The following is a 25,260-nucleotide window of genomic DNA, read 5'->3' as shown; positions in this document are numbered from 1 at the left end:
CGAAGATCATGTGAACCTGTCGAACAGCTATCCGGCCGGACGGCGGGCCCGGTGCAGGACCTCGTCCTCGGTGAGGGCGCTCGGCGGATGGTGGCTCAGGCACATCGGCACCTGGATCTTGCCCATGCTCATCCCTTCGGTCGCCCCGTAGAACCGGCCGCCGGGCAGGCGGGAGATGTCGTCGATCCGTCCGCCTTTGGAACGCGCCAACTCCGTGGCGGCCTGGATCTGGACGGATGCCATGAGCCTCCCGATGAACTGGGTCGCGGCGTTGCCGGTGACCATGTTGTGCAGCGCCTTGGGCGCCTGCGTCGCGTAGACCATGCCCAAGCCGTACTTGCGCGCCTGGGTAGCGAGTTTGAGAGTGCTCTCTGTCGACGCCGTGGTGCCCCGCGACGGCGCGAAGGTCTGAGCCTCGTCGAGCACCAGCAGGCCGCCCAGTGGCCGATCACCCGCCGGATTGCGTTTGATCCAGGCGAACAGCGCCAGCTGCAACTGGCTGACGAAGGTCTGACGCTGGTCGTCGTTGGGCAGCCCGATACAGCTGATCACCGAGATACGGGCGCGCTTGCCCGCCGCGGGTTCGAGCAGGACACCGGGGTCGAGGCGTTCGCCCGCGCCACCGAACACCGGGTCGGTGATCATGGCAGCTTTGAGTTCCTCGGCCATGCCCTCCGCCAGGCGGACAGCGTCCTTGATGGTGCTCACGCCGTCCGGCAGGTCGCCGAGCAGCGCCACGAAGTCGCCAAGGTCGCTGCCGCCCTGCCGGGCGAAGTAGCTCAGTGCCTCGGTCAGAACCGCTGTGCCGGTGCCGAGTTTCCGTGCGGTCAGGCCCGCTCGGCGCACCAGGCCCGCCACCGACGCGTCGACTGACGTCCGGAACTCGTCGGGATCGTCCATCACCCCGCTGAAGTCCGGCAACGGGTTGAGCGCGAGCGGACGGCCGGTTTCCCGGCGGGGCGTCCAGATCACCACGTCGGTACCGGCGAAGTACCGTTCGGCGCGGTCCGCGTCACCGGGTTCCCAGGTTCCCGGTGGGGACGGCCATCGGTCGCCCAGCCGCGCCAGGTCGTTGTTGCTGTCGATCAGGATCGACGACACGCCATGGATCGCCGCGTCCTCCACCAAGCGGCGCAGCAGCACCGTCTTGCCCGACCCGCTACCGGCGAACACAGCGGTGTGGCTGCGCAACTGCATCAACGGGACCCGGAATTCCCGGCCCGTCTCGGTGTACCGCCCCACGCAGATCGATGAGTCCTGGACGACTGGGGCCGGCTGCTGCGGTTGTTCGACCACCGGTTGCGCGATGTCCACTTCGGACGCCAGAGTGCCCAGCACCTGACTGAGCAGTCCGGACGCCCCGGCTGGACGGCGGACCGCCAGCCAGTTGAGAAACTCCGGCGGCGCGTCCCGGTGCATCTCGTGCAGCGCCGAGAAAGTACGCAGATCGTCGGCTGACACCGGCAGCGCGAGGCCGTCGGCGGCCTCGAGGTCCGCGACCGCCTCCTTGGTCTTCGGCCCGGCCGAGAAAGCCGTGTTACGCAACACCACGAGGTGCCGCTTGTGCGCACCCTTGCGTACTTCCGCTTCCAGACAGGCAGACCTCAGCCGGGTCAGTACTGCCCTGGCATTGGGATGGGCGATGGCGCGGAAGCACCAGTGCTCCTCATCCGAGGTCGCCTCGTCGAACGTGCGGCGCAGCCTGGCGTGCAGGGCGGGCTTGACCATCGTCGCCGGGTCGATCGTCAGTTCCGGCCCGCCCGGGCCCTGTTCGAGGATGTAGCACCGCAGTCCGGCGTTCAGCAGAGTGAACATCCGGCCGTCCTCGTACGCCGGATCCAGCGGAGTGATCACGTCCGCCTCTGCCCGCAGCCGCTCGAACCGCTCGTCCAGCGGGGCCAAGTCGACCGGGGCCGGTGCGGCGGCCACGACCGGCGCAGGGGACTGCGTCACCGCACCGAACGCGCCGAGTTCCTCGACGGTGTTGCGGGCCAGGCATTTGCGGACGTGGTTCTCGACCTGATGCAACAGGCGCCGGGGCGTGTACGCGGCGACCTCGGGATCGTCGAACGCCTTGGGCAGCACCGGCCATGTCGGATACGGCGGCCGGAAACCGATCTCCCCGTACAGGCTGCCGAGATGGCGCTCGACGATCGCGGTGGCGATGGCGGCGTCCGGCATCGAGGTGGACAGGTCGAGCGCGGTGAACCGGTCGGCCGCGGAGTTCACCGCGCGGGTCGCGACCAGTTCCCACGACTTCGGGATGCAGGCCACCACGATGATCGTGCGGATGGTCTCCTCGCGCATCCGCATCAGGCCGTCGGCCAGCCTGCCCGCCAGCAGGTCCTCGTCGGGCCGGCCGGACTCCGACAGCACGGTGTCGATCTGGTCGATCGCCAGCACCACCGGGCCGGTCAGCGCGAACAGCCGGGACAGATCACTGAACAGCAGCTGCGGCACCCGGGCGCGATCGCGGAACCCCCACTCGGCCTTGGCCGTGTCCTCGATTCCCTCGGCCAGTACGAGGAAGCTGCGCCCGACCTCACGCAGCTTCGCCTTGCCTTGGTACAGCACCAACGCGCGCAGGGTGTCCTGGCACTCCAGCGCGGCCTGGGGATCGAGTTCCTCCAGGCGTTCCACGAACTCGTCCAGGTCACGCCGGCTGACCTGGAGCATGCCGCGCAGCCGCAGGCTCAGTTCCCGGCCGCATCCGGTCATCTCCGCCAGGGACTCCAGCATCCGGCCCAGCTGCCCGCCGTCAGCCGCCAGCAACTGGTTGACGATCCCGTGCACCGCGCCCGCCCAGAACGACCGGCCGTCGATCAGCTTGGGCATGAAGAACGAGCCGCCCTCCTGCTGCACCCGCTGCCGCAGCCAGCCCAGCATGTGGGTCTTGCCGACACCCCGCTCGCCACGCAGGACGAGGCCGGTCGGTGTACTGCGCGGACGGCGTTTGGCCGCGAGCACAGCGCGAGTGATCTCGTCGACGGCTTGTGCGTGCAGGCCGTCGACGTGGTTGCTCAGCGGGCTCCAGATCTCGTCCTGGCTGAGGACACTGCTGAACTGGATGGACGCGAGCGCGTGGTGCTCCTCCTCGTTCATCGCGGTACCTCGATCAGCAGCCGATGCCTCGGTGTGCCGCCCAGCACGACAGCGGCCTCGTGGTCCTGCTCGGTCAGCGTCTTCTGGTCTGACTCAGCCCGGACATGCACGTCCTCGCGGCGCGCCAGCAGTTCCAGCGCACGGTCGACGTCGTCCTTCGGCACGCCGTTCAGCCGGTCGCGCAGGACGGCGAGCCGGACCGACTCGCCATTGCCGCCGGTGATCTCCGCGTAGGCCGCCTCCACCTGGCTTCCCACATCCAGCCTGAAGACTTCGGAGAGCGTGTGGCCGGTGTCCTCGAGATGCCGGCGCAGACCTTTCAGGATCACGTACAACGCACCGCCTGCGGGACCGGATCGGGCCGGGCGCTCACTTGACAGTTCCTCGGCGCACCACAGCGTTCCGGCATCAGTGAGCGCGTGGACATAGGCCCGGCCGACCTTCTCGCTGTCGACCAGATCGAGGTCGTTGAGGCGCTGGCGGTACTTCCCGTCGAGTTTGAGGCCGGCGACCGCATGCAGGTCCGCGTTGGTCATCTCGCGCGCCTCGGCCATCAGGACAAGCAGGACGCTGCGTTCGGTCAAGGTCAACTGTTCGTCGGGCATAGCCGTCCTATCTCCTTGCCTGGGCTTCTCGCGTCTGGTCGATCACGTCTGTCTGATGACGGTGAATCCGTTGTCCGCAGCGGTGACGCCGCGCGTGTTCGTGATGGCCCCCTGGGCGCGGACGGGGTTTCCTTCTCGGTGCGCCACCAGAGCGGCGTCGTAGTCCTGCGCACTACGCAGCCACACGGGAACCAAGCGGCGTCGTCCGGAGGCTGTGCCGTCGATTTGAAGGACGCCGCGGACGCCGATGCGCCATCTTTCGCCGTTCTCGTCGTCGGACAGGCTGTGCACGGGCCCTTCGACAACACCGACGGCGTCCTCGGCTGGTGGTTCGGTGCGCTTGCCGGCCGCGCGGATGCGTCTTCCCACTCCGGCTGGGAATTCCACTGCCTGGTCCTTGAGCGGCGCCCGTCTGGACCACCGGAACCCCAGTTCGAACGAGCCCCGCCGGTCCTGCCCGGCCAGGTCCGCGAGAGCAACGCAGACATCCTTGGAGACCCCTTCACGGAAGACCTGCTCGAAGGCGTCTTCGTCAGGCGAGCCCACTGCCTTCAGCACCGTCGTCGAGCTGCGCAGCACACGCAAGGCCGTCCTGCGCCCCAACTCTTCGTACGGCAAGGCGATGTCGACGCCGAAAACCTCTTCGCTCAGCGAAAGGAAGGACCGCTCCAGCAGCGTTCCCACGGTCTGCGACGTCTCGACCACGACTTCCCGGGCACATGCCACGACCAGATCCCGAGCGGCGCGCAAGGAACGCATGCCCGTCGGCAGCGTGACCGACTCCGTGGTGTCCCGGGCGCGGTAGGAGACGACGTCGACGGCAGGCAGCGCGATGTCGCGCCTGACCATGCGCGGAGTCCGTCCTTCGGACTCGGCGACGCACTGCACCAACTCGCGCAGCCGTCCTGGCCTGTCGGCCACGGCGTCAGTCGGCGGCACGAGGACATCGAACTCGCGCAGGCTCCACACGGTCGCGTTCCGCCAGCTGCCGGTCATCGTCCAGCCGTGCGCGCGCAGATAGTCAAGGACATCCTCGACCTTTGGCGTCTGTGTCATGACGCCGCGACGACGGCGGGAACCGTGACATTTCCGGTCACCAGCGAGCGCAGGCTCGTCACCGTCAGAACGTTGCTCACCGGGATCTTCACCCGGATGCGGTGATCGCGGTCCGGGGACGGCAGTGGACTGCGGTCGCTCAGCGACACGTAGTAGCCGATGTGCCGGAGCAACAGTCCTGACGTGCTCAGATCCGCGTAATGTGCCACCTCACGCGGAACATGGACAATGAACAGATAACGCGGGACGACGAATTGCACGCCCGCCAGTTTGTTGAACTGCACGCGATCAAGGCCGTCGAAGTTCACCAGGCCTTTGCGCACCTCGAGCCTGGAGACGGTTTTCACCTGCACGTCGATCCGCGGCGAGAATCCGTGCGGCGTGCGGCCGGGAAGTTTGATGCACAGGTCGACGCCGTCCAGATCGACATCGTCCGCCGACCACATCAGCCCGGCGGCCGAGGACAGGACCCTGATGTAGTCAGCACCGAACTTGCCCTGATGGTTGCGCACGTCGAGCACTGCGACGCCCTCCGGTCACTGCTTTATGACGCCATATAACCTGGCATAGCAGCTTACTCATCGGTCAACCGGGGGCCATTGTTTCCCAAGAGCGATCATGAATTGAATCGAACATTTGTTCACCGCCCGGGAATTGTCGATCACCCGGCGAAAAAAGATCACAAACCGCTCGACGGAGACAGTGAAAAGCCCGCCCCCGAAAGGGCGGGCTTTCCGCACGAGCGGCTCAGCCGGTGAACTCGACCCAGTTGAGGTTGATCAATCCGGTGGCCGGGCCGCCGGGCACGGAACCGAATACCAGGTACAGCCGGTGTTTGCCGGCCGGCTGGCCGACCGGGACGCTCTGGCTGGCCCAGGTCGTGTTGCCGGCTGTCGCGGCCAGGGTGGCGGTCGCGACGAGCGGGCCGGTCGGTGAGTCCAGCCGCAACTCGACTGTGGCCCTTGGGGCACCGACGGTTCCGGCCGAACCACCGGCATAGCGGAATGTGACGTTGTTGATTCCGCCCAGGTTGACGGGATCGAATGCCGCGTAGTCCCCGGGTTCGATCGCGGTCAGGTGCAGGCCGCCGCCGGTGTCGTTGGTCAGCGTTGTATCGACGCCCTGGCGTGCCTGGGCGTACTCGGCCTGTTGCCGGCGGGTCTGGACGACCGACTGGCTGATGGTGGTCAGGGCCGGCTGGCCGTTGGCGCCCAAGTCCGTATAGGACGCACTGATTCCGCCGTAGAGATACCCACCGGCATGGTCACCGCCGTCTGCCGGTGCGGTCAGACTGCCGGTACAGCCCGTGGTGGAACCCTGGCCATGGCCGTGCTCATCATGGCCGAGCACGAACGTGACTGTGACGCGGTTGCAGTCGATCGGGCCGTCTTCGGGGTCGGTGACGTTCACTGTGAAGGGAATGCTGTCGCCCCAATTGAAGAACGTGCCTGGGATCGGTGCGGTCACGGTCACCGAAGGCGCTGTGTTGCCTACTGTGATTGTGCGTGTCAGCACGGCTGTCTTGCCGCTGGAGTCCGTCACGGTGAGCTTCGCCGTGTAGACGCCGTTCGCGCTGTAGGTGAACGACGCGTTCGGGTCAGCCGAGTCCACGGTCCCGTCGTTGGTGAAGTCCCACGCGTAGGAGATGGACTCACCCGGGTCGGGATCGTAGGAACCCTCGCTGGAGAACTGCACGGTCAAGGGCGCCTGACCGGACGTCGGTGTCGCGTTCAGCACCGCGACCGGGGAACGGGTCCCCTTGACGTACCTGATCACCGAGAGCTGGGCGTCCGGGTTCGGCCGGAAGAAGCCGTCGCCGTACTCCAGCACGTAGAGATTGCCGTCAGGCCCGAACTCCATCTCCATCGGGTTGTCGAAGACGAACCCGGGCAGGAACTGTTCGACACCCACGAGATTGCCCTTGCCGTCGGTGCGCATCATGAACAGCTTGTCGCGGGTGAACTCCCCGAACACGACCGAATCCTGGTAGTACTCCGGGAACTTCGTCGCGGACGTCGACGCCGAGTCATAGGAGTAGATCGGCCCGCCATGCGGCCCCACTCCCCCGGTCCCGATCACCGGCCACTTGAAGTCACATGGGATCGGCGGGTTCTGCAGGTACGAGCCGGGGCACGGCGTACGGGCCTCGTAGGTGTACCAGAACTGCGCCTGCTGCACGGCCGGCAGCGTGGTCCGTCCGGTGTTGCGCGGCGAGAGGTTCACCGGCGCGCCACAGTTGAATGTCTGGCCCGGAGTCCTTGTCGTGAAGTCGAAATCGACGTACGGCAGGCTGGGCTGCACACAGAACGGCCAGCCGTAGTTGCCCGCGGTCCTGGTGGCGAACCAGCGGCCGGTGCCCTCCGGGCCGCGAGTCGGGCTGGAGGTCCGCGAGTCCGGTGAATAGTCGCCCACATAGACCATTCCGGACTTGTCCACATCGAACCGGAACGGGTTGCGCAGGCCCATCAGGAAGATCTCCGGACGGGTCTTGTTGTCGAAGTCCTCGGCCTCGTTGAACAGGTTGCCCACCGGGATGGTGTACGTCCCATTTGGACGGACCTTGATCCGCAACAGCTTGCCGCGCAGGTCGTTGGTGTTGCCCGCGGAGCGCTGGGCGTCGTAACCCGGCCCTTGGGTCGGGGCGTCGTTGATCGGGGTGAAGCCGTCCGAGCCACTGGCGTTGGTGTCGTCACCGGTGATCAGGTACAGCTGGCCCTTGCCGTCGAACTTCACCTTGCCCGCCACGTGACAGCAGATGCCCCGGTCCACGTCCACCCGGATGATCTGCTGCTCGCTGGCCATGTCCAGACGCGGTGACGGCCCGTCGACCAGCTTGAACCGGGAGAGCTGGTTGTAGCCCTTGAAGGCGTCCCAGGCTTTCGGGTCGTTGCTGGTGGCCGGCGCGTCGCCCTCGTTGACGCCTGGCGTGGCCGGGTTGTCGACCGGGGTGTTCAGCGGTGGCGCGTAGTAGACGTAGACCCATTTGTTGGTCGCGAAGTCCGGGTCGATCGCGAGCGTCTGCAGACCGTCCTCGTCGTGTGAGTAGACCGGGATGGTGTTGATCACTGGGCTGGCTCCGGTCTTCGGGTCGTACATCCTGATCTCGCCGCCGCGCGTATTGTGCAGCACGCGACCGTCAGGCAGCACCGCGAGCGACATCGGCTCGCCGGGCTCGTCGTTGAGCGTGACCTTCTCGTAGTTGCCGAGCACGGTCGCGCCACAGTCTCCCTCGACCACACCGGCGGCCCAGGTGATACCGCCGAGCAGGTGTTTACGGAAGTTGTTGGCGCGGTACGACTCGATCGAATGACCGAGGCCCGTGTACCACGAGCGACCGCCGACATGGTCCTGGCACCACGAGATCGGGTGATCGAAACCCATTGTCCCGCCGCTGAAGGAGCGCTCGTCGACAGTCGCCAGCACGTGCTCGGAACCGCGCACGTTCTTGGCGAAGTTGTACCACTCCTCGGTGAGCGTCAGCGTCCTCGCCACCGTCTCGGTCGACGGGTGGGCGCGGTCGGCGACCTGGACGTTGCCGGTGCTCACGCCACTCACGCCGGTCACCTTGGTACCCACGAGGTCCTGGTAGAACTGCCAGTCCGGCTCGGTCTCGGCGGCCGCGTGCACGCCGACGTAACCACCGCCCGCGCGGATGTAGCCCTCGAAAGCGCTTTCCTGGGCGGGATTGAGCACATTGCCGACAGTGTTGAGGAACACCACGGCACGGAACTTCGCGAGGTTCTCAGGCGTGAACGCGCCGGCGTCCTGGGTCGCGGTGACCTGGAAACCGTTGTTCTGCGCCAGCTGGCGGATGGTCTGGACACCGTCGGTAATGGACGGACGGCGGACACCGTCGGTCTTGTGGAACACCAGGACCCGGAAACTGGCGGGGCGGCGGGCATCCGACCGCAGTGCGGCGGGCCCGTTCTCCTGGACGGTCAGGGGTTCGTCGGCGGCCACCGCCGGGGTGACCGTGACGGATGTGAGGGACGTGGCAAGGGCGAGCGTCGCGGCGCCGGCCAGCAACCGGCGCCGAAGCGAACTTCTCATCGGGCGTCTCCCCGGTCAGCGGCGGTAGATGGTCAGCTCGGACATGTTGGTGTAGCTGGACGCCGCGAAGGCCAGTGACTGCCCGGGATTGGTGCTACCGCCGGGCGCGGTGTCCTGCTCCCAGTTGGCGTGGTGGAAGTCCTGCTCGCCGATGGTCTGGAAGAACTGCTGGAAGTTGATGTCCCCGTCGCCGAGCGGGACCATGTCGTGGCCGTTGGGCACAGCCGGGTTGCGGTCGCCGTCCTTGGCGTGGAACAGCGGAAACCTGGTGCTGCGCGGGGTGACTGTGAGGATCGGGTCGAACAGGTCGGTGCGCTGACGGCCCCACCGGTCGACATAGGTCTGATGCTTGAACCTGGCCACGTACGCCCAGAAGATGTCCATCTCGAAGAACACCAGGCGCGGGTCGGTCTTGTCGATGAAGTACTCCAGACGGCGTACTCCCGACGACCGGGTCGGCTTTCCGTTGGCGTCAAGCGGTCCGGAGTCCAGCAGGAAGCTGTAGGCGATGTCGTGGTTGTGGGTGTAGAGGCGCAGGCCGCGCGATCGGGCGCGGCGGCCCAGCTCGTTCCACGTGTCGGCGGCGGCGTCCCAGTCGGACTTGTAGGCGCTGCTGGTGGGGTCGCTGCCGGTGCCGATGTTCTTCATGCCCAGTTGCAGGGCTATATCCATTTGCTGGTCGAAGGTGGCCGGGTTGATCTGGGCGTGCGTGCCGTTGGCGACCAGGCCGTTGTCGTCCAGGATCTTGCGGATCTCCTTGGGCGTGATCTGACGGCCCAGGATCGCGGTGTTCTGGGTGTAGCCGGCGAACTCGATCTCCTTGTAGCCGATCTCGGCCAGCCGGGCCAGCACCCGCTCGAACCCGTACGGCACACCGGTGTTGTCAGGCGCCGCACCGATCCGGTCACGCACGCTGTACAAGATGATGCCGCGGTTACGCGACGGGATCAGCGGTTCGGCCCGTAATCCCCCGCCGTGCCGCTGGTCAGTGGCGAAGGCGGGCGTGGCGGTGGCGAGGACCGGCAGCCCTGCCGCACCGATCACCGCGGCGGCTCCCGCTGACGCGGTGAACACGTCGCGACGGGTGAACCGTCTGTTCTTGTTGTCGTCCATAGGGAAATCGCGCCTTTCTGAACTGAACCGGGGCGTGCGCAAGCGGCCGCGGGCCGGAGATGCCCATGGCGGCGGGCTCAGACCTTCGTCTGACGCGGGGGACGACCGACGTCTTTGTCATCTCCCTGAAACAATCCACGATGTTAGTCACTTGCGATGTCCAACTGAAGACTTTTGCGCTCAGTGTCCTAAGTTTCTTCCGATGCGGACCTACTTTCGCTTCCACACAACGAAACTCGACACTGAGCGTGACCAGATCCGGTCGAAGATCACCGGCTGTCAACCGGTTCAGCCGGCGAAGGTCGGGTGAGCGAATAACCGGACACTGGTTGCCGCCGGATATTTGCCGCCCGGCCAACAGTCCAGGGTGGACGCGTACGGCGCGACCGTATGGTGTACGGATTGAGCTATCGTGGTTCCGGGACGGCCTACAGCGAAAGGAATGACCTTGGGGGTGGATGTGGCCGGGCTCGCCGCGGTTTTTCAGCCGGCTGATCCGGCACGGCTTGGCGTGGTGAGCTTCTGGGATCCGGACGACGGCGCTCTGCCTGATGGAGACCAAGCCGAGATCGATATTGCCCAGCCGGACGGAACCGTCAGAACTCTCGCGGCGCTGCGGATGCCGGTGGCCGAAGCAATTCCCGTTCTGGTGGGACTACGCGACAATGCCCATCCCGCGACACGTTTCTGGGCCGCGGCAACAGCAGTCGCGTTGCATCTGGTCGCGCGCGGCAGGCTGCTGCCCGGGGTCTCGTCCGGCGGGTTCGACGCGTGGCGAGCCGGGCCGCTGGACCTGGCAGACATGACCAAGATCCGTGCACTGGCCGACGCGATGCCCGCCACCGCGCGGGCTGTCCCCGTCGAACCAGGCTCGGCCTTGTTGCCCGACCGGCTGACGTTGCTGCGCGCCTACCTGGACGCGGTCGCCGACACTCTGCCGCGTACCCCGGCCGCTCCCTGGGTCGCCGGTGGTCAGGCGTTCGCGGGCCAGGATTGCGTGCAAGTGCCTGAACTGCGCGAATGGGCGGGGAAGGTGAGCGCCGGAGTGGATTCCGGCGTCCGGGTCGCGTTGATCGTCGACGTGCCCGACGGCGACTTCGACAGCGCGACATTCCGCGCCAACGTCCAGCTGCGCAGCCTCGCCGATCCCACTTTGGTGGCCGACGCGGCGGACATCTGGAGCGACACCGACCACGGTTTCGGCGATCAGGCTCGTACCGACGCGATGATCGCGGTCCGCCGCGCGGCCTCGCTGTGGGCGCCGCTGAAACAACTGCTGGACTTGGCCGTACCCGACGCGGTCGACCTGATCGACCAGGACATCGACGAACTGCTCGCCGAGATGGGCCCGCGGCTGGCGGCCGCGGGCGTCGAGGTGCACTGGCCTCCCGGACTGGACCACGATCTCGCGTCGGCGACCCTGGTCTCGGCTCCCGAGGAGCAACCGGCGCAGGTCGCCGACTACTTCGCCGGGCCCGCGGAACTGGCGTACTCCTGGCAGCTGACGCTGCCGGACGGGCCGTTGACCGACGACGAGATGGACGCGGTGGCCAAAGCCAGGCGGCCGGTCGTCCGGCTGCGAGACCGCTGGGTCCTCGTCGAGCCGGAACTCGGCAGGCGGGCGCGCGATCGCGCACTGCCTGCCCTGCCCGCGATGGAAGCGTTGCGACGGGTGTTGATCGGGACCGGCCATGTCGGTGCCGAGTTGGTACCGGTGCTCGCCGAGGGCTGGCTGGCCCGGTTGCGCGACCTGGTGGCCGAACCCGCCGAGGGTCCCGAGCCGCTGGTCGCGCCCGGGAAACTGCAGGCCACACTGCGTGAGTACCAGCTGCGCGGGGTGCGTTGGCTGGATCGGATGACCAGCCTCGGGTTCGGCTGCTGCCTGGCCGACGACATGGGTCTCGGCAAGACCATCACGTTGATAGGCCTGCACTTGACCAGGCAGCAACGTCCCGCGACGGCCGGGCCGACGCTCGTGGTGTGCCCGGCGTCGCTGCTGGGCAACTGGGAGCGTGAGATCGCGCGATTCGCGCCAGGAACACCCGTGCACCGGTACCACGGCGGCGCCCGGACATTGGCCGGCGTCGAGTCCGGGTTCGTGCTCACCACGTACGCGACGATGCGGCTTGACGCGCAGACGCTCGCGACGCGTGAGTGGTCGATGGTGGTCACCGATGAGGCCCAGCACGTGAAGAACCGCTTGAGCGGCACGGCGAAAGCCCTGCGCGAGATCCCGGCGGGAACGCGGATCGCGATGACCGGCACGCCGGTGGAGAACACGCTGTCCGAGCTGTGGGCCATCCTGGACTGGACCACTCCCGGTCTGCTGGGCACGATCAGCGCGTTCCAGGCCGGCTGGGCCACGGTCGAAACCGGCCGGGACTCGGTGCAGGCCGGTCGGCTGGCGACGTTGCTGCGGCCGTTCCTGTTGCGCCGCCGTAAATCCGACCCCGGCATCGCGCCGGAACTGCCGCCGAAGACCGAGACCGACCAGATCGTCGAACTCACCGCGGAACAAGCCAAGCTGTATCGCACCGCGGTACGCGACATCATGCGCGAGATCCGCGGCGCTGGTGGGATAGCGCGGCACGGCCTCATCCTCAAGTTGCTCACCGCGCTCAAGCAGATCTGCAACCATCCCGCGCACTACGCCAAGGAGACAACCGGGCAGTTGACCGGCCGTTCCGGCAAGCTCGAGGTCCTCGACGAACTGCTGGAGACGATCATCGCCGAAGGCAGTGCGGCCCTGGTGTTCACGCAGTACGTACAGATGGCGCGGCTGCTCGAACGGCACCTCACCGAACGCGGGATCAGCACACAGCTGTTGCACGGCGGAACCCCGGTCGCCCGGCGGGAAGAGATGGTGCAGGCGTTCCAGAACGGTGACGTGCCGGTGTTCCTGTTGTCGCTCAAGGCAGCGGGCACCGGTCTCAACCTGACCAGGGCCGACCACGTGATCCACTACGACCGCTGGTGGAATCCTGCCGTGGAGGACCAGGCCACCGACCGCGCGCACCGGATCGGCCAGACCAGGTCCGTACAGGTGCACCGGCTGATCGCGGAAGGCACCCTGGAGGACCGGATCGCCGCCCTGCTGGAGTCCAAAAAGGAACTGGCGGACGCGATCCTGACCGGTGGTGACGCGGCATTCTCGCAGTTGTCCGACGCCGAGCTCACGAGCCTGGTGGAACTGAGGAGCACGCTGTGATCGACGACGAGCGCGCCCGCGGCTTCCGGGCGTTCCCGGCAGGCCCGCGCACGCCTGGGAAGTTCGCGAAAACGTGGTGGGGCAACGCCTGGATCGCCGCGATGGAGGACACCGCACTCGACTTGGCCCAGCTCAAGAAGGGCCGCAAGTACGCCTACGCGGGCAACGTCGGCCCGATCACGGTGACGCCCGGCAAGATCTTCGCCACCGTGCAGGATGGTGACGACTATTCGGAGTACCAGACGGTTGTGCTGCTTTCGCAGCTGACCGGCATCGAGTGGTCCAGGTTCCTCGACCGGGTCGCGGCCAAGGCCGGCCACATCGCGACGCTGCTGGACGGCGAGATGCCGCGCGATTTGGTGGAGGCGGCCGACGACGCGGGAATCAGCCTGCTGCCCGGGATCGGGGACCTCGATCCGGAGTGTGACTGCCCCGGGTGGGGTCACCCTTGTGAGCACGCCGCTGCCTTGTCGTACCAGGCTTCCTGGCTGCTGGACGCGGATCCGTTCGTGTTGTTGCTGTTGCGCGGGCTCGATCGTGAGCAATTGCTTGAGGGCCTGCGCGGGACCTCACAGGACACGCTTTCGGGTGACCCGGCGGCCACGGCCTATGCTGCTCCTGTCGCCGCGCTGCCGGAAATCGCGACTCCGGCGACCAGGAAGCCGCTGGCGTTGACGCCTCTACTGGCGCCGCATCCTTCGGACGTGGACCCGGCAGCTCTCGGGTTGCTTGCCGCCGATGCCGCCAGTCGCGCCCGGGACTTGCTCAACGGCGCTCAATTGTCCTCTATGGACCCTTGGACGGACGCGGTTCGTTTCGCCGCAGCACATCCGGACTGCCCGGTCGACCGGCTGGCGTCGGCCAGCGGCCGGGAGGATCTTCCGGTTGCCGTTCAGGCCTGGGAGCAGGGCGGCGAGGCCGGGTTGTCGACGTGGGACGAGGCCTGGTCGCCACCGAAGGCCGTGCTGGGCCGGGCTCGTACCGCGGTCGCCGAGGCCATTGTGGATGGTGTGCTCGACGGCTCCGAGGAGATCAAGTACTGGCGTAACCGGTGCACAATCGCCGATCGAATGCAGATCCGGTACGGGACTGACGGTCGCTGGTACCCGTACGTCCGGGCGTCGGACAACTGGCGTCCACAAGGGACTCCGCACGCCGATCCGGTGAGCGTTCTGATCGACCTCGCTCGAGGCTGATCATGTCGCCGGTGGGCCGTACATAGTACGATCGCACCATCATGGCTACCGACTCCTCGATGAGGGAACACAGCGGCGGCGGGGACCCGGCCCGCAGCCTCGCGCTGCTGTGGCGCAAGCAGAACCCGCGACCGGTCCGCAACGGCAAACAGAACCTGAGCGTCGATCGCATCATGCTGGCCGCCATCGAAGTCGCGGATGCCGACGGGCTGGGCTCACTGTCGATGCGGCGCGTGGCCGAGAAACTCGGCGTGGGCACAATGTCGCTCTACACCTACATTCCGGGCAAAGGCGAACTGATCGACCTGATGCTCGACACCGTCTACGGCGAGACCGACAAACCCGAGCACGCCCCCGGGACACCCTGGCGGACCAAGCTGGAGCAGGTGGCACGCGAGAACTGGGCGCTCTACCACCGCCACCCCTGGATCCTGCAGGCCGGCGTGAGCCGCCCGCCGCTCGGCCCGAACGTGACCGCGAAATACGAGTACGAACTGCACGCCATCGACGGCATCGGCCTGACCCACATCGAAATGGACACAGCACTGAACCTGGTGATCGGCCACGCCGAGACCGCCGCCCGCCGGGACATCGACGCGTCGGCCACCGAGAAGGACAGCGGAATGACCGACGACCAATGGTGGCAAGCCAACGAGCCGCTGCTCAGCAAACTGGCCGACTACACCGAATTCCCGCTCGCCTCCGCAGTCGGCCAGGCAGTGGGCAGCACCTACGGCACGGCCTACGACGCGACCCACAACTTCGAGTTCGGGCTGCAGCGAATCCTGGACGGCATCGAAGTCCTGGTGAGCTCACGCTAGCGGGACGGTCTGAGCCATCGAGATCCGTCCGCCTGAGGCTACGCGGGCGCCGTTCTTGTCTGTCTGCCTCCTCCCCGTGCACGACTTCAACCACGGAACGAACGCGACCCCGCCAACAGTTCCACCCAAGCAAGACGAACCCGTGCGAATGGACCGTTCACACGGATTCACCCCGGATTCTCCTGGTGAAGCGGTGGGCGGCTCACGCCGGCCTGCAGGATCCAGGGGTGGTCGAGGGCGGCTTCGGCACACAGCCTAAGCCAATCGACCGACGTTGCGAACAGGCTCACCGTCCCGCTGAGGACAACCGTGACTCCAAGCATGATGCGCGTGTTGCGAAACGAGTCCCACAGGACCGGATGCTCCCGCTCAAGCTCATCGGCCGCGAGCCTCAACCGTCAGTCCCCCCCAGGCTCGTACGGCGAAGATGGGCATGCGAATGGGCCGCGCCACAAGCGTGATGAAAGAACTACTGGCTTACCGCCAGGACCTCCTGCAGGCGGGTGGCGAGCACGTCGCCGCGAATCCGGACCTGCAGGTCGGGCTGTCCGTAGAGCAGCAGGTCGGCGGGCTCGGCCAGGCCGTTGATCAGAACGGCGATCTCCAGCCCGGTGAACTGCTGCCAGTGCGGAGGCCAGTCGCCAGGTACGGCGTCCTCGGTCAGGAATGCGTCGACCGTCGAGCGGTCGCCTTCCTTGCGCAGGACCAGGTGTTCCCGCAGGCCGCGCGCCGGGTCCGCGGGCAGGACCAGGGCGGAGGCGAGCACGGCCACGACGACTTCGTCCTTGTCCAGCAGGCCGGTGTGGGCCATCTGCATCGCGGCTTCCACCTCGGTGCGGGGTGCGGGCCAGCCCAGCGTGAGCGGGGACGGCCGGTACGCCGGGTTGACCTGGAAGTCCCCGCTCACCACGCCGGCCTGGTCCACCGGGTAGCGGCCGATGGCCCCGGCGGGCGGTACCGGTTCGGGGTACATCGGGTCCAGGACCTCGATCCAGCCGCCCGGCCGTGACTTGGCCGTCTCCTGCATCTCGGGCGTGAGCGGCGGCACCTGGAGCGGGCGGTAGCGGGCGTTGGGGACGAACTCGTCGGTGATCCGGCCCTGGTCGTCGATCCGGTAGCGGCCGAGCGCCGCGTCGAGCACGAGGGCACCGTTCTCGTCTGTCCCGGGCGCCACCACCGGGAACCAGCTGTTGGGACTGGTCTGCGCCTGAGCACGCATCGCGGCGGTGATCGGAACGTTTCGCTGAAGATCGGACATAAGGCATGACACACTACTGGCCGTGTCCGATCCGCACCAATACCTCGCCGATTTCGAGAACCAGCTACAGAGCATGAAGCAGCAGGTCGACCAGGTCCAGAACGCCTTCGCCGAAGCGCGCGCGGAAGCCCGCAGCGCGGACGGCGCGGTCACCGTGGTGGCCGCGGCGGGCGGCAGAATCGAGGCGCTGAGCCTGTCCCCCAAGGCCGACAGCATCAGCCACACCACGCTGGCCACGTCCATTCTCGACACGATCCGCCGCGCGCAGGCCGAGGCCGCCCGCAAGGTCGAGGAGAGCATGCGGCCCCTGCTCGGCCAGGCCAGTCAGGACTTCCTGCACGAGCAGGTCCTCAGGGCGACAGATCCCGAGGCCGAAGGGGGAACCAAGCAGCCCCGGCCGGCGTCGGAGCGGCCAGACGACGAGTTCGGAGGTCCGATCCTGCGATGACAGGGTTCAGCACACAGACCGCGGCCGTGGCCCAGCACGGCAAGACGGTGTCCAGTCAGATCGTCGACGACCTCGACGAGGCCGTCCAGGCCGCGCAGTCGGTCACCCTCGGCCCCGAGGTCATGGGGATCATCTGCCAGATGTACACGTTCGTGTTCGAGGGTGAGATGAACGACGCCAAGGAAATGCTGGGCGCGCTGCCCAAGGCGATGGAGTCCACCGGCACCCGGCTGCAGCAGTCCGCGTCCCTGTACGACGGCAACGAGCAGGGCACGAAGAACACGTTCGAGGGGAAGTAAGTGACCAACGAGCTGATCGCGAAGCCCCAGGACGATGGCAAGATGCTCGCGGGCGCGGGCCCGTTCGACACCATCGAGGACCTCGGCCGCGACATCGCCCTGCCCTTCCAGGAGGGCAAGGACGTCAACGCGGTCTCCCTGGGCATCAACACCGCCGCCCTGGCCATCGACGTGGTCGGCGCGGCCGTGGACCCGCTCGGGACGCTGGCGTCCTCGGTGGTCGGCTGGATCATCGAGAACGTCAGCTTCGTGCGTAAACCGTTCGACGACCTGATGGGCGACCCGCCCGCGGTCGAGGCGGCGGCGAACACGTGGACGAACATCGCCGAACGGATGGACACCATCCGCGGCCAGTACGAGAAGGCGCTGGCCGGCCTCGCGGGCTGGACCGGACCGGCCGCCGACAAGTACAAGGGCCAGGCCGCCGCCCTGATCGACGGCCTGGCCAACGCCAAGGCCGCGGCGGAGTCCACGTCCAACAAGATCAAGATCGCCGGTGTGCTGGTCACCACGACCCGTGCGCTGGTGCGTGACCTGCTCGCCGAACTGGCCGGCACGCTGATCACCTGGGGCATCCCGGCCGCCGCGGCGGCCATCCCGACCGCGGGCGCGTCGATCGCGGCGTTCATCACCCGCGCGGTCACCAAGGCCATCGAGATCGGTGGCAAGATCGCCCGCTTCCTCAAGCAACTGTTCGGCGCCCTGGACAAACTCGCTGACATGGCCAAGCGCGCAGCCACGGCCATGCGCGGCAAGGCCGACGACCTGGCGCGGCTCGCCCGCGACATGCCCAACACCCCGTTCGGCAACCAGCGCGCCGCGGACTTGCTGAGCCAGTCCGGCACGCGCACAGCCCGCGCAGACATGCTGGACAACGTCGGCAACCGGCTCGAAAGCGCGGCCACGTCCGGCCGTAACGGCCTGGACAACGCGGCCAACCGGATGGACTCGTGGGCATCGAGCACGCGCCAGCGGGCCAACGACTGGGCGGACCGCGTGAAGGCCAACGGACCTGCCCGCCGCGACGCGGTACGCAATCGCTACAACCAGATGGGCCAGCCACCGCTGAACACCCGGGCCGACGGCATGACGCCGAACCACAACCTGGGCCGGATGGCCGACCCGGTGGACAGCCACACCGGCAAGGGCATCTTCGACGGCCAGAACTGGGTCCGGGCCGTGGGAAGCCAGGACATCCGGCACCTGATGCCGCAGGCCGGGGACGCCTGGACAGTCGTCAAGGAGGCCGGAAAGGCCACCAACGCCATGTTCTGGTCGAACGACACCACGAAGTGGCACGAGACCGACCGCGAGTCCGGCGGTGTCGTCTACCCGTACCGCTGAAGGGTTGTCGATGCGTGTTGTGCGTTGGGTGATCGCCGGCGTCCTGCTGGTGGTCGCCGTCGTCGTGGCGCCTGCTGTGGAGCGCCTGGTTTGGTCTTGGGGCTACGACCAGTCACACCCAGGCGACCGGCAAGACCTGTTATCGCATGTGCGGGACCTGCCGTCCGGCGGTCTGTTCGTGTGGCTGGCGTTGCTGGTGGTCCTGATCGCGGTCAATCTGCGCTGGCCGTTGAACTGGCCGCGGGTGGCGTTGCTCGGCACCGTGCCGATAGCGGTGTTCCAGGTGCTGGCCGAACTGGTCGACCTGGCTCTCCGGTCCACGGCTCCTGGGCTTTACCTCGCCTGGATCCTGGGCGGAGGCCTGGGTTCGGCGGTTGTGGCCTGGGGCGCGGCCAAGCTCGCCGTGCTCGTGGTGACGCGGCCGCTGTCCCCGGACGTCATCCAGTCCGGTACGGAACTGGTGTACCGGCTGCGTGACGGGTCCCGGTTGCGGCTGCAGGGCGACAAACTGCTGCTCGACCTGCTCCTGAGGCCCGGCTCCAGTGTGACTGCGATGCGACTGACGATTCCCTACAAGGATCTGGCTCTGGTCCAGCCAGGGGTGCTCGACAGCCACGCGCAACTGTGGCCGTTGCCCAACGGCAGCGTGGTCGTTCTCTCTCCCGGTTCGTCGTTGCGGGTCGTCGGCAGCGGGCAGCAATGGGTGCTTCCCCTGGATGACGCGTCAGATGTCGCGGAGATCGTGACCGAACGGGCTCGCGCACACGGCCGGCTCGTGCCTTCAGATGCGGCACAGGGCACGTTGCCCGATGCACCGGAGTCGTTGCCCACCAAACGGTTTCGCCCATGGCACACCTCGCCGTGGCCCTTCGACATCGCCGTGCTGGCCGCGCTCGCTCTCGCGGGCGCCTCGGTGGACTACGCGATCACTGAAGACCCCCTCGGGTGGATCACTTTCGTCCTGTGTCTCGCTTTGGTCGCGGGCGGAGTGCGGTTGCTGCGCAAGGTCCGTGCGACACGAGACCAAGCCGAGGCGAACCCACGGCCCGCCGATGCCGAACCGTGGGGCGACTACGCGCCGACCAGGGTGCCTCTGCCCGGCTGGTCCCCTGTGCCGACCGGGCTACCTGGTACCAATGACTACGGTCGCGCTTAGTTGATCGGACTGGACCGTCCTGACGGCCAGTCCGTGATTCGCAAAGGCCGCAGCGGTTTCCGGCGCCTGGGCGGCACTTGTCTCGATCAGCAGGTGCCCGCCCGGAGCCAGCCAGTCACGCGCCGCGGCCGTCACTCGCCTTTGGACGTCCAATCCGTCCAGTCCGCCGTCGAGTGCGACCCTCGGCTCGTAATCACGGGCTTCCGGCGGCATCAACGCGATCGCTTCAGTGGGCACATAAGGGGCGTTTGCGACAAGGATGTCGATTCGGCCGCACAATTCGGGCGGCAACGGCTCGTAGAGGTCACCTTCGTAGACACGGCTGACGTTCTGGCGTGCGCATTTCACGGCTGCCGGGTCGATGTCCACTGAGTACAGTTCGAGTCCTTGCACACACTGGGACAACGCGGCGCCGACCGCGCCTGTCCCACAGCACAGATCAACGACGACGTTGCCCGGCGCGGCAAGCTCGGCCGCCTGGCGGGCCAGGAACTCCGTACGCCTGCGAGGGACGAAAACGCCGGAATGCACGGCGATCCGCAGGCCGCAGAACTCCGCCCAGCCCAGGACGTGTTCCAAGGGCAAGCCGTCGATCCGTTGGCGCACCATGGTTTCGAGCTCAGAGGGTGACTGCGCGGTTTCGAGGAGCAATGTCGCCTCGTCCTCGGCGAACACACAGCCGGCAGTACGAAGCCTGGAGACGATTGTGGAATAGCCGAGCGAGTTGATGACCAAGCGCCTTTCGATCCCCGGGCGCCCCTGGTCACTGCACTGGCGTGACCTCCGGTGAGAACACCCGGCCTGACATGACGTTGATGTGTCCCACCTCCCTCAGTCCGATGCCTGCCACCGACAGTACATGGCGGAAGTACTTGTCAGTCACCCGGCAACGGCGTCGCTGCGGCCGGACGCATTCCGTCGAGCAGAACTCCCAGGCACCGCCGCCAGCCACTGGCCGGTTCGGCCACCCGCATCGAGCCGATGATCATGTAGAAGACCATCGGCAGGTCGTTGCCGCGCAGGTCCGCGCGGACCAGCCCGGCCTGCTGGGCGCGCTGCAGGATCGCGCCCAGATCGGCGAAGTAGCGGTCCATCAGGCCGTGCAGCAGTGATTTGCGGTCCCGCAGCGCCTTGATGACGGCGTGCTCCGCGGATGCCACGTCCAGCGAGGCGCTGATCGCCGTGACCAGGGCGCGCCAGGGGTCCTCGTCGACCAGGGCCGAGTTGATCGCGGGTTCGATCTGTTCGGCGTAGCGCCATTGCAGGATGGCGAACAGCAGGTCGTCCTTGCTGGGGAACCGGCGGTAGAGGGTGGCCACGCCGACGCCGGCCTGCTTGGCGACCTCGTCCAGCGGGACCTCGGTACCCAGCTCGCTGAACACCCGCCAGGCCGTACGCACGATCAGCTCGGCGTTACGGGCAGCGTCGACGCGCAAAGGGCGCTGCGAAGAGCCGGTCACCTGCCGCACGTTAACAGACTGATAGCCCACCTTCACTTGTGCTAGGTTGACGGTAAGCGATAGTGCGTTATCACTTCCTGGAGGCGCCACCGATGACCGAAGCCCCGGAAATCCCGCTGCACGTCCGCCGTCACCGTTACGACCCGCTGCCGGAGCTGCTCAAGCTCCGCGAGGAACAGCCGCTGCGGAAAGTCGACCTGCGCTTCGGCGGCCAGGCCTGGCTGACCACGCGTTACGAGGACGTCCGCCAGGTTCTCGGCGACGCCACCAGGTTCAGCAACAGCCTGGAGAACCGGCCGCTGCCGGCCAGCCTGCGTTCGGAGAACCCGCGCGGGGACGGATTCCTGCTCACCTACGACCCGCCCGACCACAACCGGCTGCGGCGGCTGCTCACGCCGGAGTTCACCGTCCGGCGCATCCGCCGGCTCGCGCCGCGCATCGAGGCGATCGTGGACGAGCATCTCGACGCGCTGGAGCAAGCCGGTCCGCCCGCCGATCTGGTGTCGATGTTCGCGCTGCCGATCCCCTCGCTGGTGATCTGCGAACTGCTCGGCGTGCCCTACGAGGACCGCGACGAGTTCCAGCACCGCAGTTCCGTCCGGCTGGACATGAGCCTCGACCTGGACGCCCGCGGCAAGGCCATCGCCGAGTCCCGCGCGCACATGGCCAGCCTGATCGCCCAACAGCGCAAGGACCCGGGCGAGGACATGATCGGCATGCTGATCCGGGAGCACGGCGACGAACTCACCGATCTCGAGCTGACCGGAGTGGCGGATCTGTTGCTGCTCGCCGGCCACGAGACCACCTCCAACATGCTCTCCCTGGGCACCATGCTGTTGCTGCAGAACCCCGAGCAGGCCGCGGAAGTCCGCGCCGGGCGGCTCGTGGACGAGGCGGTCGAGGAGCTCCTGCGCTACCTGTCGATCGTGCACTCGGTCGTTCCGCGCACCGCGCGTGAGGACGTGATGGTCGGCGGGCACAAGGTCGCCGCGGGCGAGATCATGCTGCTTTCGTTGCCTGCGGCCAACCGCGACCCCAGCCTCGGCGAGGACCTGGACCGGTTCGACGTGAACCGCAAGATGGCCACACACCTGGCGTTCGGGCACGGAATCCACCACTGCCTCGGCGCTCCCCTGGCCCGCATGGAGATGCGGATCGCCTATCCGGCGTTGCTGCGGCGATTCCCGAAGCTCGCTCTCGGCGTGCCGATCGACGACATCGAGTTCCGGGCGTACTCGATCGTGTTCGGGGTGAAGTCGATGCCGGTCACGTGGTGAGGTCAGTTCTTGCGCATGGTGTCGGTGGAGTCGCGGTCCTCGCGGGTGTCCGGCGGGATGTAGTCGTGGTGGATGTTGATCACGAGCCCGCCGCCGCTCTGGCTGATCACGACCGTCCGGGTGGCGAAGCCCTGGTCGTAGAACGCCCGCAAAGTGTTGCCCTGCAACGTCGCGGTCGTTCTACCCCACTCGCATGGGTCCGGTGAGCAGGAGCCGAACATGTTCAGCGACATGGTCGTCGGGGACGTCCTGGTGATCTCGGCCCGGACGATGCTGCGGGTCGCGGGATCCACGTTGACCCAGGTGCCGATGAATGCCGCGCCCCGCTCGGCGTTGAAGCGCGCCGACACGGTCTTGTCGGCCGTCATCGCGACCTGACATGCGCCCGTCCCGGTGCAGGCGCCACCCCAGCCCGCGAACGTGAAGTTCGGATTGGCCTGGGCAGCAAGGGTGATCGACTGTCCTTTGTTGACAGTGACGGTGCACGTGGGCGGGCAGTTGATGCCCGTGCCGGTGATCTTGCCGTTCTCCGGGGCGGTCACGGTCAGCTTCGCCTTGGGGACCTCGCTGACCGTGACGCTCACGGAGGTGGTCGCGGTGCGGTTGTCCGGCATGGTCACCTGGACGCTGACCTGGAAGGTCCGCGCCGTTGCCCAGCGATGCGTGACCATCGCCGCGGATTTCTTCGCCCCGTCACCGAAATCCCAGTCGGCAGACCGGGGAACGGCCCCTGAGGTCGTGGCGACCTGCAGCGTCACGTCCTCGCCGAGGATCGGTGTGGTCTTCGACAGCGTGATCTTCAGCGTGACCGGCTCGGGTGGCGGCGGCTGGTCCGGATTGTGCTGCTGCTGCGGAGACGGAGACGGAGGCGGTGGCGCGGGTGGTTCCGGGATGGTGACCGGCCCGTTAGGTGGATTCGAGGGATACGAGGGATTCGGCGGGTTGGGTGAGTTCGGCGGGTTGTCAGGCGGTCCAGGCGTGGCCGGCGGTGTGGACGGGTTGGCAGGCACCGGCGGGCCGCCTTGAGCGGGTGCCTCTGCGCCTGGCGAAGCGCCGGTCAGGCCCTTGGCGGGGTTCGCGGGGTCGAACTTGGCGATCGGGGTGAAGCTGCCGTCGAGCTGGATGACGCCGGCCCGCTCGGAGTCGGTGTCGTTGTAGAAGACCACGCCGTCCCGGTTGATCAGCTGGAACTGGCTGCGTGGCGTGAGCACCTGCGCCTTGGCGACCACCGACCGGTTGGCCAGATCGATGATCCAGACCTGTCCGGCGGTGTGGTCCGGCACGAAGACGCGGTTGCCCGCTTCCACCGGAGTGCCAAGGCTGCTGCCCTGGTTGAGGGGGATCACGTTGCCGCAGTCGCGTTTCGCGATATCGCAGATGATCAGCGCACCACGCGCGGCGACCATGTACACACGCTGGTTGCCGGCCGAGACCGTGACCGAGTCGTCCTGGCGCAGGCCCAGATCGAAGGTGGCGTCGACGCTTGCGTTGTCCGGGTCGACGACAACCGCCTTGCGGGCGGCCGTGTCGATGACCACCGGCCGCCCACCGGCCATCGTCAGCACGTTGCGTCCCTTGGACGCCACTCGGCTGGTGGTCCGGTCCGTGCCTTTGATGCTGGTCAGTTCGCCGGTCGCGTTGTCGACGAACCACAGCCGGCTGTCGTTGTCCACGACCGTGGACTCGGTCGTGAGATCGGCGGACAACGGGACCGGGTTCCCCTGCCTGGCAAGGGTCTTCGGATCGAGCACGGAGAGGATGCCGCGTTTGGTGTCCACCGCGTACAGCGCGTTGCTCGCGGCGAAGGCCGTCAAACCGTTGCCGGAGTCGGCAATCGGGGCCTCCGGCGGCGTCATGGTGTATGTCGCGCCGTCGATTCGTCGGATCGTCCCAGCTGTACGGTCGATCGCGTAGGCCGTCGTCCCGTGTTGCACGACATCGAGATTCGTGCCCGGGGCGGCGACCTGGAGCTGGGCGGCGACCTCGGTGGACGAGCCGTCCAGCAGCGTGACCTGGCCGACCTTCGGCGACGGAAGCCATGCCGAGCCGGACAGCAGGCGCGGAGTCTGCGCTGGTGTACCCGCGTCCGCGCCGAACACGACGGCACCGGCGACACCGATCGCCGTCACCCCCAGCATGGCGGTTCGTTGCCAGTGCCGCATGGTCATCCACACCTGTGATCACATCCGCAGGGAATTGCCCCAAGGCCCAACAGCCTATGGGACGAACCGGCCGACGCGTTAGGCCTTACGGTCTACTGTTGCGTGAACGCGAGTTTGACGCCCAGCCCGACGAACGAAACCGCGAAGAACCGCCGTAGCCAGGCCATCACGCGTGGCCTGGAGATGACATGGCTGCGCACGGACGCCGCGAAAATCCCGTATGCAGCGAACACGACAAACGTCACCAGCATGAAAACCCCGCTCAGCTCGGCCATCCGCCACAGGTAGCCGCCCTCGCCCGCGCTGACGAACTGCGGCAGGAACGCCACGAAGAAGATGGTCAGCTTGGGATTGAGGATATTGATCAGGATCGCCGAGACGATCACCTTCGTGGCCGTGCGCGGCGCCGTCGACTCGTCGACGACCAGCGCGCTCTTGTCGGTGAACGTCGAGTAGGCCATGTAGACCAGGTACGCGACACCCAGGTACTTCACGATCTCGAAGGCGAGTGCGCTGGTGTGCAGCAGCGCGGCCAGGCCGGTGATCGTGGCGATCATGTGCGGGATGATGCCGAGCGTGCAGCCGAACGCGGCGATCACGCTCGCGCGGCGGCCGTGGGCCAGGCCCGCGGCCAGGGTGTAGATGACGCCCGTCCCCGGTGTGGCGACCGCGATCAGGGTCGTGATCAGGAAAGCAATACTCATG

Annotated in this window: 19 protein-coding genes; 8 read left to right on the top strand and 11 right to left on the bottom strand. The window is 67.2% G+C overall.

Annotated elements, in window-relative coordinates:
* Positions 1-27 precede the first annotated feature (27 nt).
* The 6 genes from JOF56_RS32580 to JOF56_RS32555 form a co-directional block, all read right to left on the bottom strand.
* Entirely contained in the window at positions 28-3,102 is a 3,075-nt protein-coding gene (locus JOF56_RS32580; RefSeq protein WP_209643280.1) for an ATP-binding protein, read from the bottom strand.
* Positions 3,099-3,707 (bottom strand): hypothetical protein, encoded by a 609-nt coding sequence (locus tag JOF56_RS32575; RefSeq protein ID WP_209643279.1) that lies wholly within the window; start codon positions 3,705-3,707, stop codon positions 3,099-3,101. Before JOF56_RS32575 ends, JOF56_RS32580 begins: the two co-directional genes overlap by 4 nt.
* A gap of 42 nt (positions 3,708-3,749) precedes the next feature.
* Positions 3,750-4,763, bottom strand: coding sequence for a hypothetical protein (locus JOF56_RS32570; RefSeq protein WP_209643278.1), 1,014 nt, complete (start codon positions 4,761-4,763; stop codon positions 3,750-3,752).
* Positions 4,760-5,284, bottom strand: a complete 525-nt coding sequence (locus tag JOF56_RS32565) for a DUF4365 domain-containing protein (RefSeq protein ID WP_209643277.1) — start codon at positions 5,282-5,284, stop codon at positions 4,760-4,762. The genes JOF56_RS32570 and JOF56_RS32565 overlap by 4 nt, the downstream gene beginning before the upstream one ends.
* Before the next feature lie 226 nt (positions 5,285-5,510).
* A complete protein-coding gene (locus JOF56_RS32560) occupies positions 5,511-8,813 on the bottom strand; it encodes a ThuA domain-containing protein (protein ID WP_209643276.1) in 3,303 nt (1,100 codons plus the stop codon).
* Positions 8,814-8,828: 15 nt separating this feature from the next.
* Entirely contained in the window at positions 8,829-9,926 is a 1,098-nt protein-coding gene (locus JOF56_RS32555; protein WP_209643275.1) for a sugar phosphate isomerase/epimerase family protein, read from the bottom strand.
* A 442-nt stretch (positions 9,927-10,368) separates the two neighbouring features.
* Between JOF56_RS32555 and JOF56_RS32550 the strand changes: the two genes are divergently transcribed.
* The 3 genes from JOF56_RS32550 to JOF56_RS32540 are packed head-to-tail and all read left to right on the top strand — an operon-like array spanning position 10,369 to position 15,151.
* Positions 10,369-13,134, top strand: coding sequence for an SCO1167/SCO6262 family helicase (locus JOF56_RS32550; RefSeq protein WP_209643274.1), 2,766 nt, complete (start codon positions 10,369-10,371; stop codon positions 13,132-13,134).
* The gene (locus JOF56_RS32545) at positions 13,131-14,330 is read left to right on the top strand and encodes an SWIM zinc finger family protein (protein WP_245378484.1); all 1,200 of its coding nucleotides are present in this window, start codon (positions 13,131-13,133) and stop codon (positions 14,328-14,330) included. Before JOF56_RS32550 ends, JOF56_RS32545 begins: the two co-directional genes overlap by 4 nt.
* A gap of 59 nt (positions 14,331-14,389) precedes the next feature.
* Complete coding sequence (locus JOF56_RS32540) at positions 14,390-15,151, top strand: TetR/AcrR family transcriptional regulator (protein WP_245378483.1); 762 nt, start codon at positions 14,390-14,392, stop codon at positions 15,149-15,151.
* Between the two features lie 469 nt (positions 15,152-15,620).
* Here JOF56_RS32540 and JOF56_RS32535 read toward each other — a convergent pair whose 3' ends face one another.
* Positions 15,621-16,409 carry a type VII secretion system-associated protein gene (locus JOF56_RS32535; protein ID WP_209643272.1) on the bottom strand — a complete coding sequence of 263 codons (789 nt, stop codon included), beginning with the start codon at positions 16,407-16,409 and terminating at the stop codon, positions 15,621-15,623.
* 22 nt (positions 16,410-16,431) lie between these two features.
* Between JOF56_RS32535 and JOF56_RS32530 the strand changes: the two genes are divergently transcribed.
* The 4 genes from JOF56_RS32530 to JOF56_RS32515 are packed head-to-tail and all read left to right on the top strand — an operon-like array spanning position 16,432 to position 19,656.
* Positions 16,432-16,857 (top strand): YbaB/EbfC family nucleoid-associated protein, encoded by a 426-nt coding sequence (locus tag JOF56_RS32530; RefSeq protein ID WP_209643271.1) that lies wholly within the window; start codon positions 16,432-16,434, stop codon positions 16,855-16,857.
* Positions 16,854-17,156, top strand: a complete 303-nt coding sequence (locus JOF56_RS32525) for a hypothetical protein (protein ID WP_209643270.1) — start codon at positions 16,854-16,856, stop codon at positions 17,154-17,156. The genes JOF56_RS32530 and JOF56_RS32525 overlap by 4 nt, the downstream gene beginning before the upstream one ends.
* Complete coding sequence (locus JOF56_RS32520; RefSeq protein WP_209643269.1) at positions 17,157-18,500, top strand: WXG100 family type VII secretion target; 1,344 nt, start codon at positions 17,157-17,159, stop codon at positions 18,498-18,500.
* Positions 18,501-18,510: 10 nt separating this feature from the next.
* Positions 18,511-19,656, top strand: coding sequence for a hypothetical protein (locus JOF56_RS32515; RefSeq protein WP_209643268.1), 1,146 nt, complete (start codon positions 18,511-18,513; stop codon positions 19,654-19,656).
* Here JOF56_RS32515 and JOF56_RS32510 read toward each other — a convergent pair.
* Positions 19,624-20,391 carry a putative protein N(5)-glutamine methyltransferase gene (locus JOF56_RS32510; RefSeq protein ID WP_245378482.1) on the bottom strand — a complete coding sequence of 256 codons (768 nt, stop codon included), beginning with the start codon at positions 20,389-20,391 and terminating at the stop codon, positions 19,624-19,626. The two genes, JOF56_RS32515 and JOF56_RS32510, sit on opposite strands and share 33 nt — an antisense overlap.
* 140 nt (positions 20,392-20,531) lie before the next feature.
* Positions 20,532-21,116, bottom strand: coding sequence for a TetR/AcrR family transcriptional regulator (locus tag JOF56_RS32505; RefSeq protein ID WP_209643267.1), 585 nt, complete (start codon positions 21,114-21,116; stop codon positions 20,532-20,534).
* A gap of 92 nt (positions 21,117-21,208) precedes the next feature.
* Here JOF56_RS32505 and JOF56_RS32500 point away from each other — a divergent pair, with 92 nt between their 5' ends.
* On the top strand, positions 21,209-22,393 hold the full coding sequence (locus JOF56_RS32500) for a cytochrome P450 (protein ID WP_209643266.1): 1,185 nt from the start codon (positions 21,209-21,211) through the stop codon (positions 22,391-22,393).
* 2 nt (positions 22,394-22,395) lie between these two features.
* Here the strand turns inward: JOF56_RS32500 and JOF56_RS32495 are convergent, their stop codons facing one another.
* Both JOF56_RS32495 and JOF56_RS32490 read right to left on the bottom strand, forming a co-directional pair.
* Positions 22,396-24,561: an InlB B-repeat-containing protein gene (locus tag JOF56_RS32495; protein ID WP_209643265.1), complete on the bottom strand. Its 2,166-nt coding sequence runs from the start codon at positions 24,559-24,561 to the stop codon at positions 22,396-22,398.
* A gap of 86 nt (positions 24,562-24,647) precedes the next feature.
* Positions 24,648-25,259 carry a LysE family translocator gene (locus tag JOF56_RS32490; protein WP_209643264.1) on the bottom strand — a complete coding sequence of 204 codons (612 nt, stop codon included), beginning with the start codon at positions 25,257-25,259 and terminating at the stop codon, positions 24,648-24,650.
* Between the last annotated feature and the right edge of the window lies 1 nt (position 25,260).

Origin of the sequence: Kibdelosporangium banguiense (genome assembly GCF_017876405.1) — a bacterium.
GTDB lineage: Bacteria > Actinomycetota > Actinomycetes > Mycobacteriales > Pseudonocardiaceae > Kibdelosporangium > Kibdelosporangium banguiense.
Note: the sequence above shows the minus strand (reverse complement) of the source record. Positions and strands in the feature narration are given on the sequence as shown.

Bases quoted from the DNA above. Each gene is read 5' to 3' on its own strand.
- JOF56_RS32580 (WP_209643280.1), bottom strand. From the start codon at position 3,102: ATGAACGAGGAGGAGCACCACGCGCTCGCGTCCATCCAGTTCAGCAGT.
- JOF56_RS32575 (WP_209643279.1), bottom strand. From the start codon at position 3,707: ATGCCCGACGAACAGTTGACCTTGACCGAACGCAGCGTCCTGCTTGTC.
- JOF56_RS32570 (WP_209643278.1), bottom strand. From the start codon at position 4,763: ATGACACAGACGCCAAAGGTCGAGGATGTCCTTGACTATCTGCGCGCG.
- JOF56_RS32560 (WP_209643276.1), bottom strand. From the start codon at position 8,813: ATGAGAAGTTCGCTTCGGCGCCGGTTGCTGGCCGGCGCCGCGACGCTC.
- JOF56_RS32555 (WP_209643275.1), bottom strand. From the start codon at position 9,926: ATGGACGACAACAAGAACAGACGGTTCACCCGTCGCGACGTGTTCACC.
- JOF56_RS32550 (WP_209643274.1), top strand. From the start codon at position 10,369: ATGACCTTGGGGGTGGATGTGGCCGGGCTCGCCGCGGTTTTTCAGCCG.
- JOF56_RS32540 (WP_245378483.1), top strand. From the start codon at position 14,390: ATGAGGGAACACAGCGGCGGCGGGGACCCGGCCCGCAGCCTCGCGCTG.
- JOF56_RS32535 (WP_209643272.1), bottom strand. From the start codon at position 16,409: ATGTCCGATCTTCAGCGAAACGTTCCGATCACCGCCGCGATGCGTGCT.
- JOF56_RS32525 (WP_209643270.1), top strand. From the start codon at position 16,854: ATGACAGGGTTCAGCACACAGACCGCGGCCGTGGCCCAGCACGGCAAG.
- JOF56_RS32515 (WP_209643268.1), top strand. From the start codon at position 18,511: ATGCGTGTTGTGCGTTGGGTGATCGCCGGCGTCCTGCTGGTGGTCGCC.
- JOF56_RS32500 (WP_209643266.1), top strand. From the start codon at position 21,209: ATGACCGAAGCCCCGGAAATCCCGCTGCACGTCCGCCGTCACCGTTAC.
- JOF56_RS32495 (WP_209643265.1), bottom strand. From the start codon at position 24,561: ATGACCATGCGGCACTGGCAACGAACCGCCATGCTGGGGGTGACGGCG.
- JOF56_RS32490 (WP_209643264.1), bottom strand. From the start codon at position 25,259: ATGAGTATTGCTTTCCTGATCACGACCCTGATCGCGGTCGCCACACCG.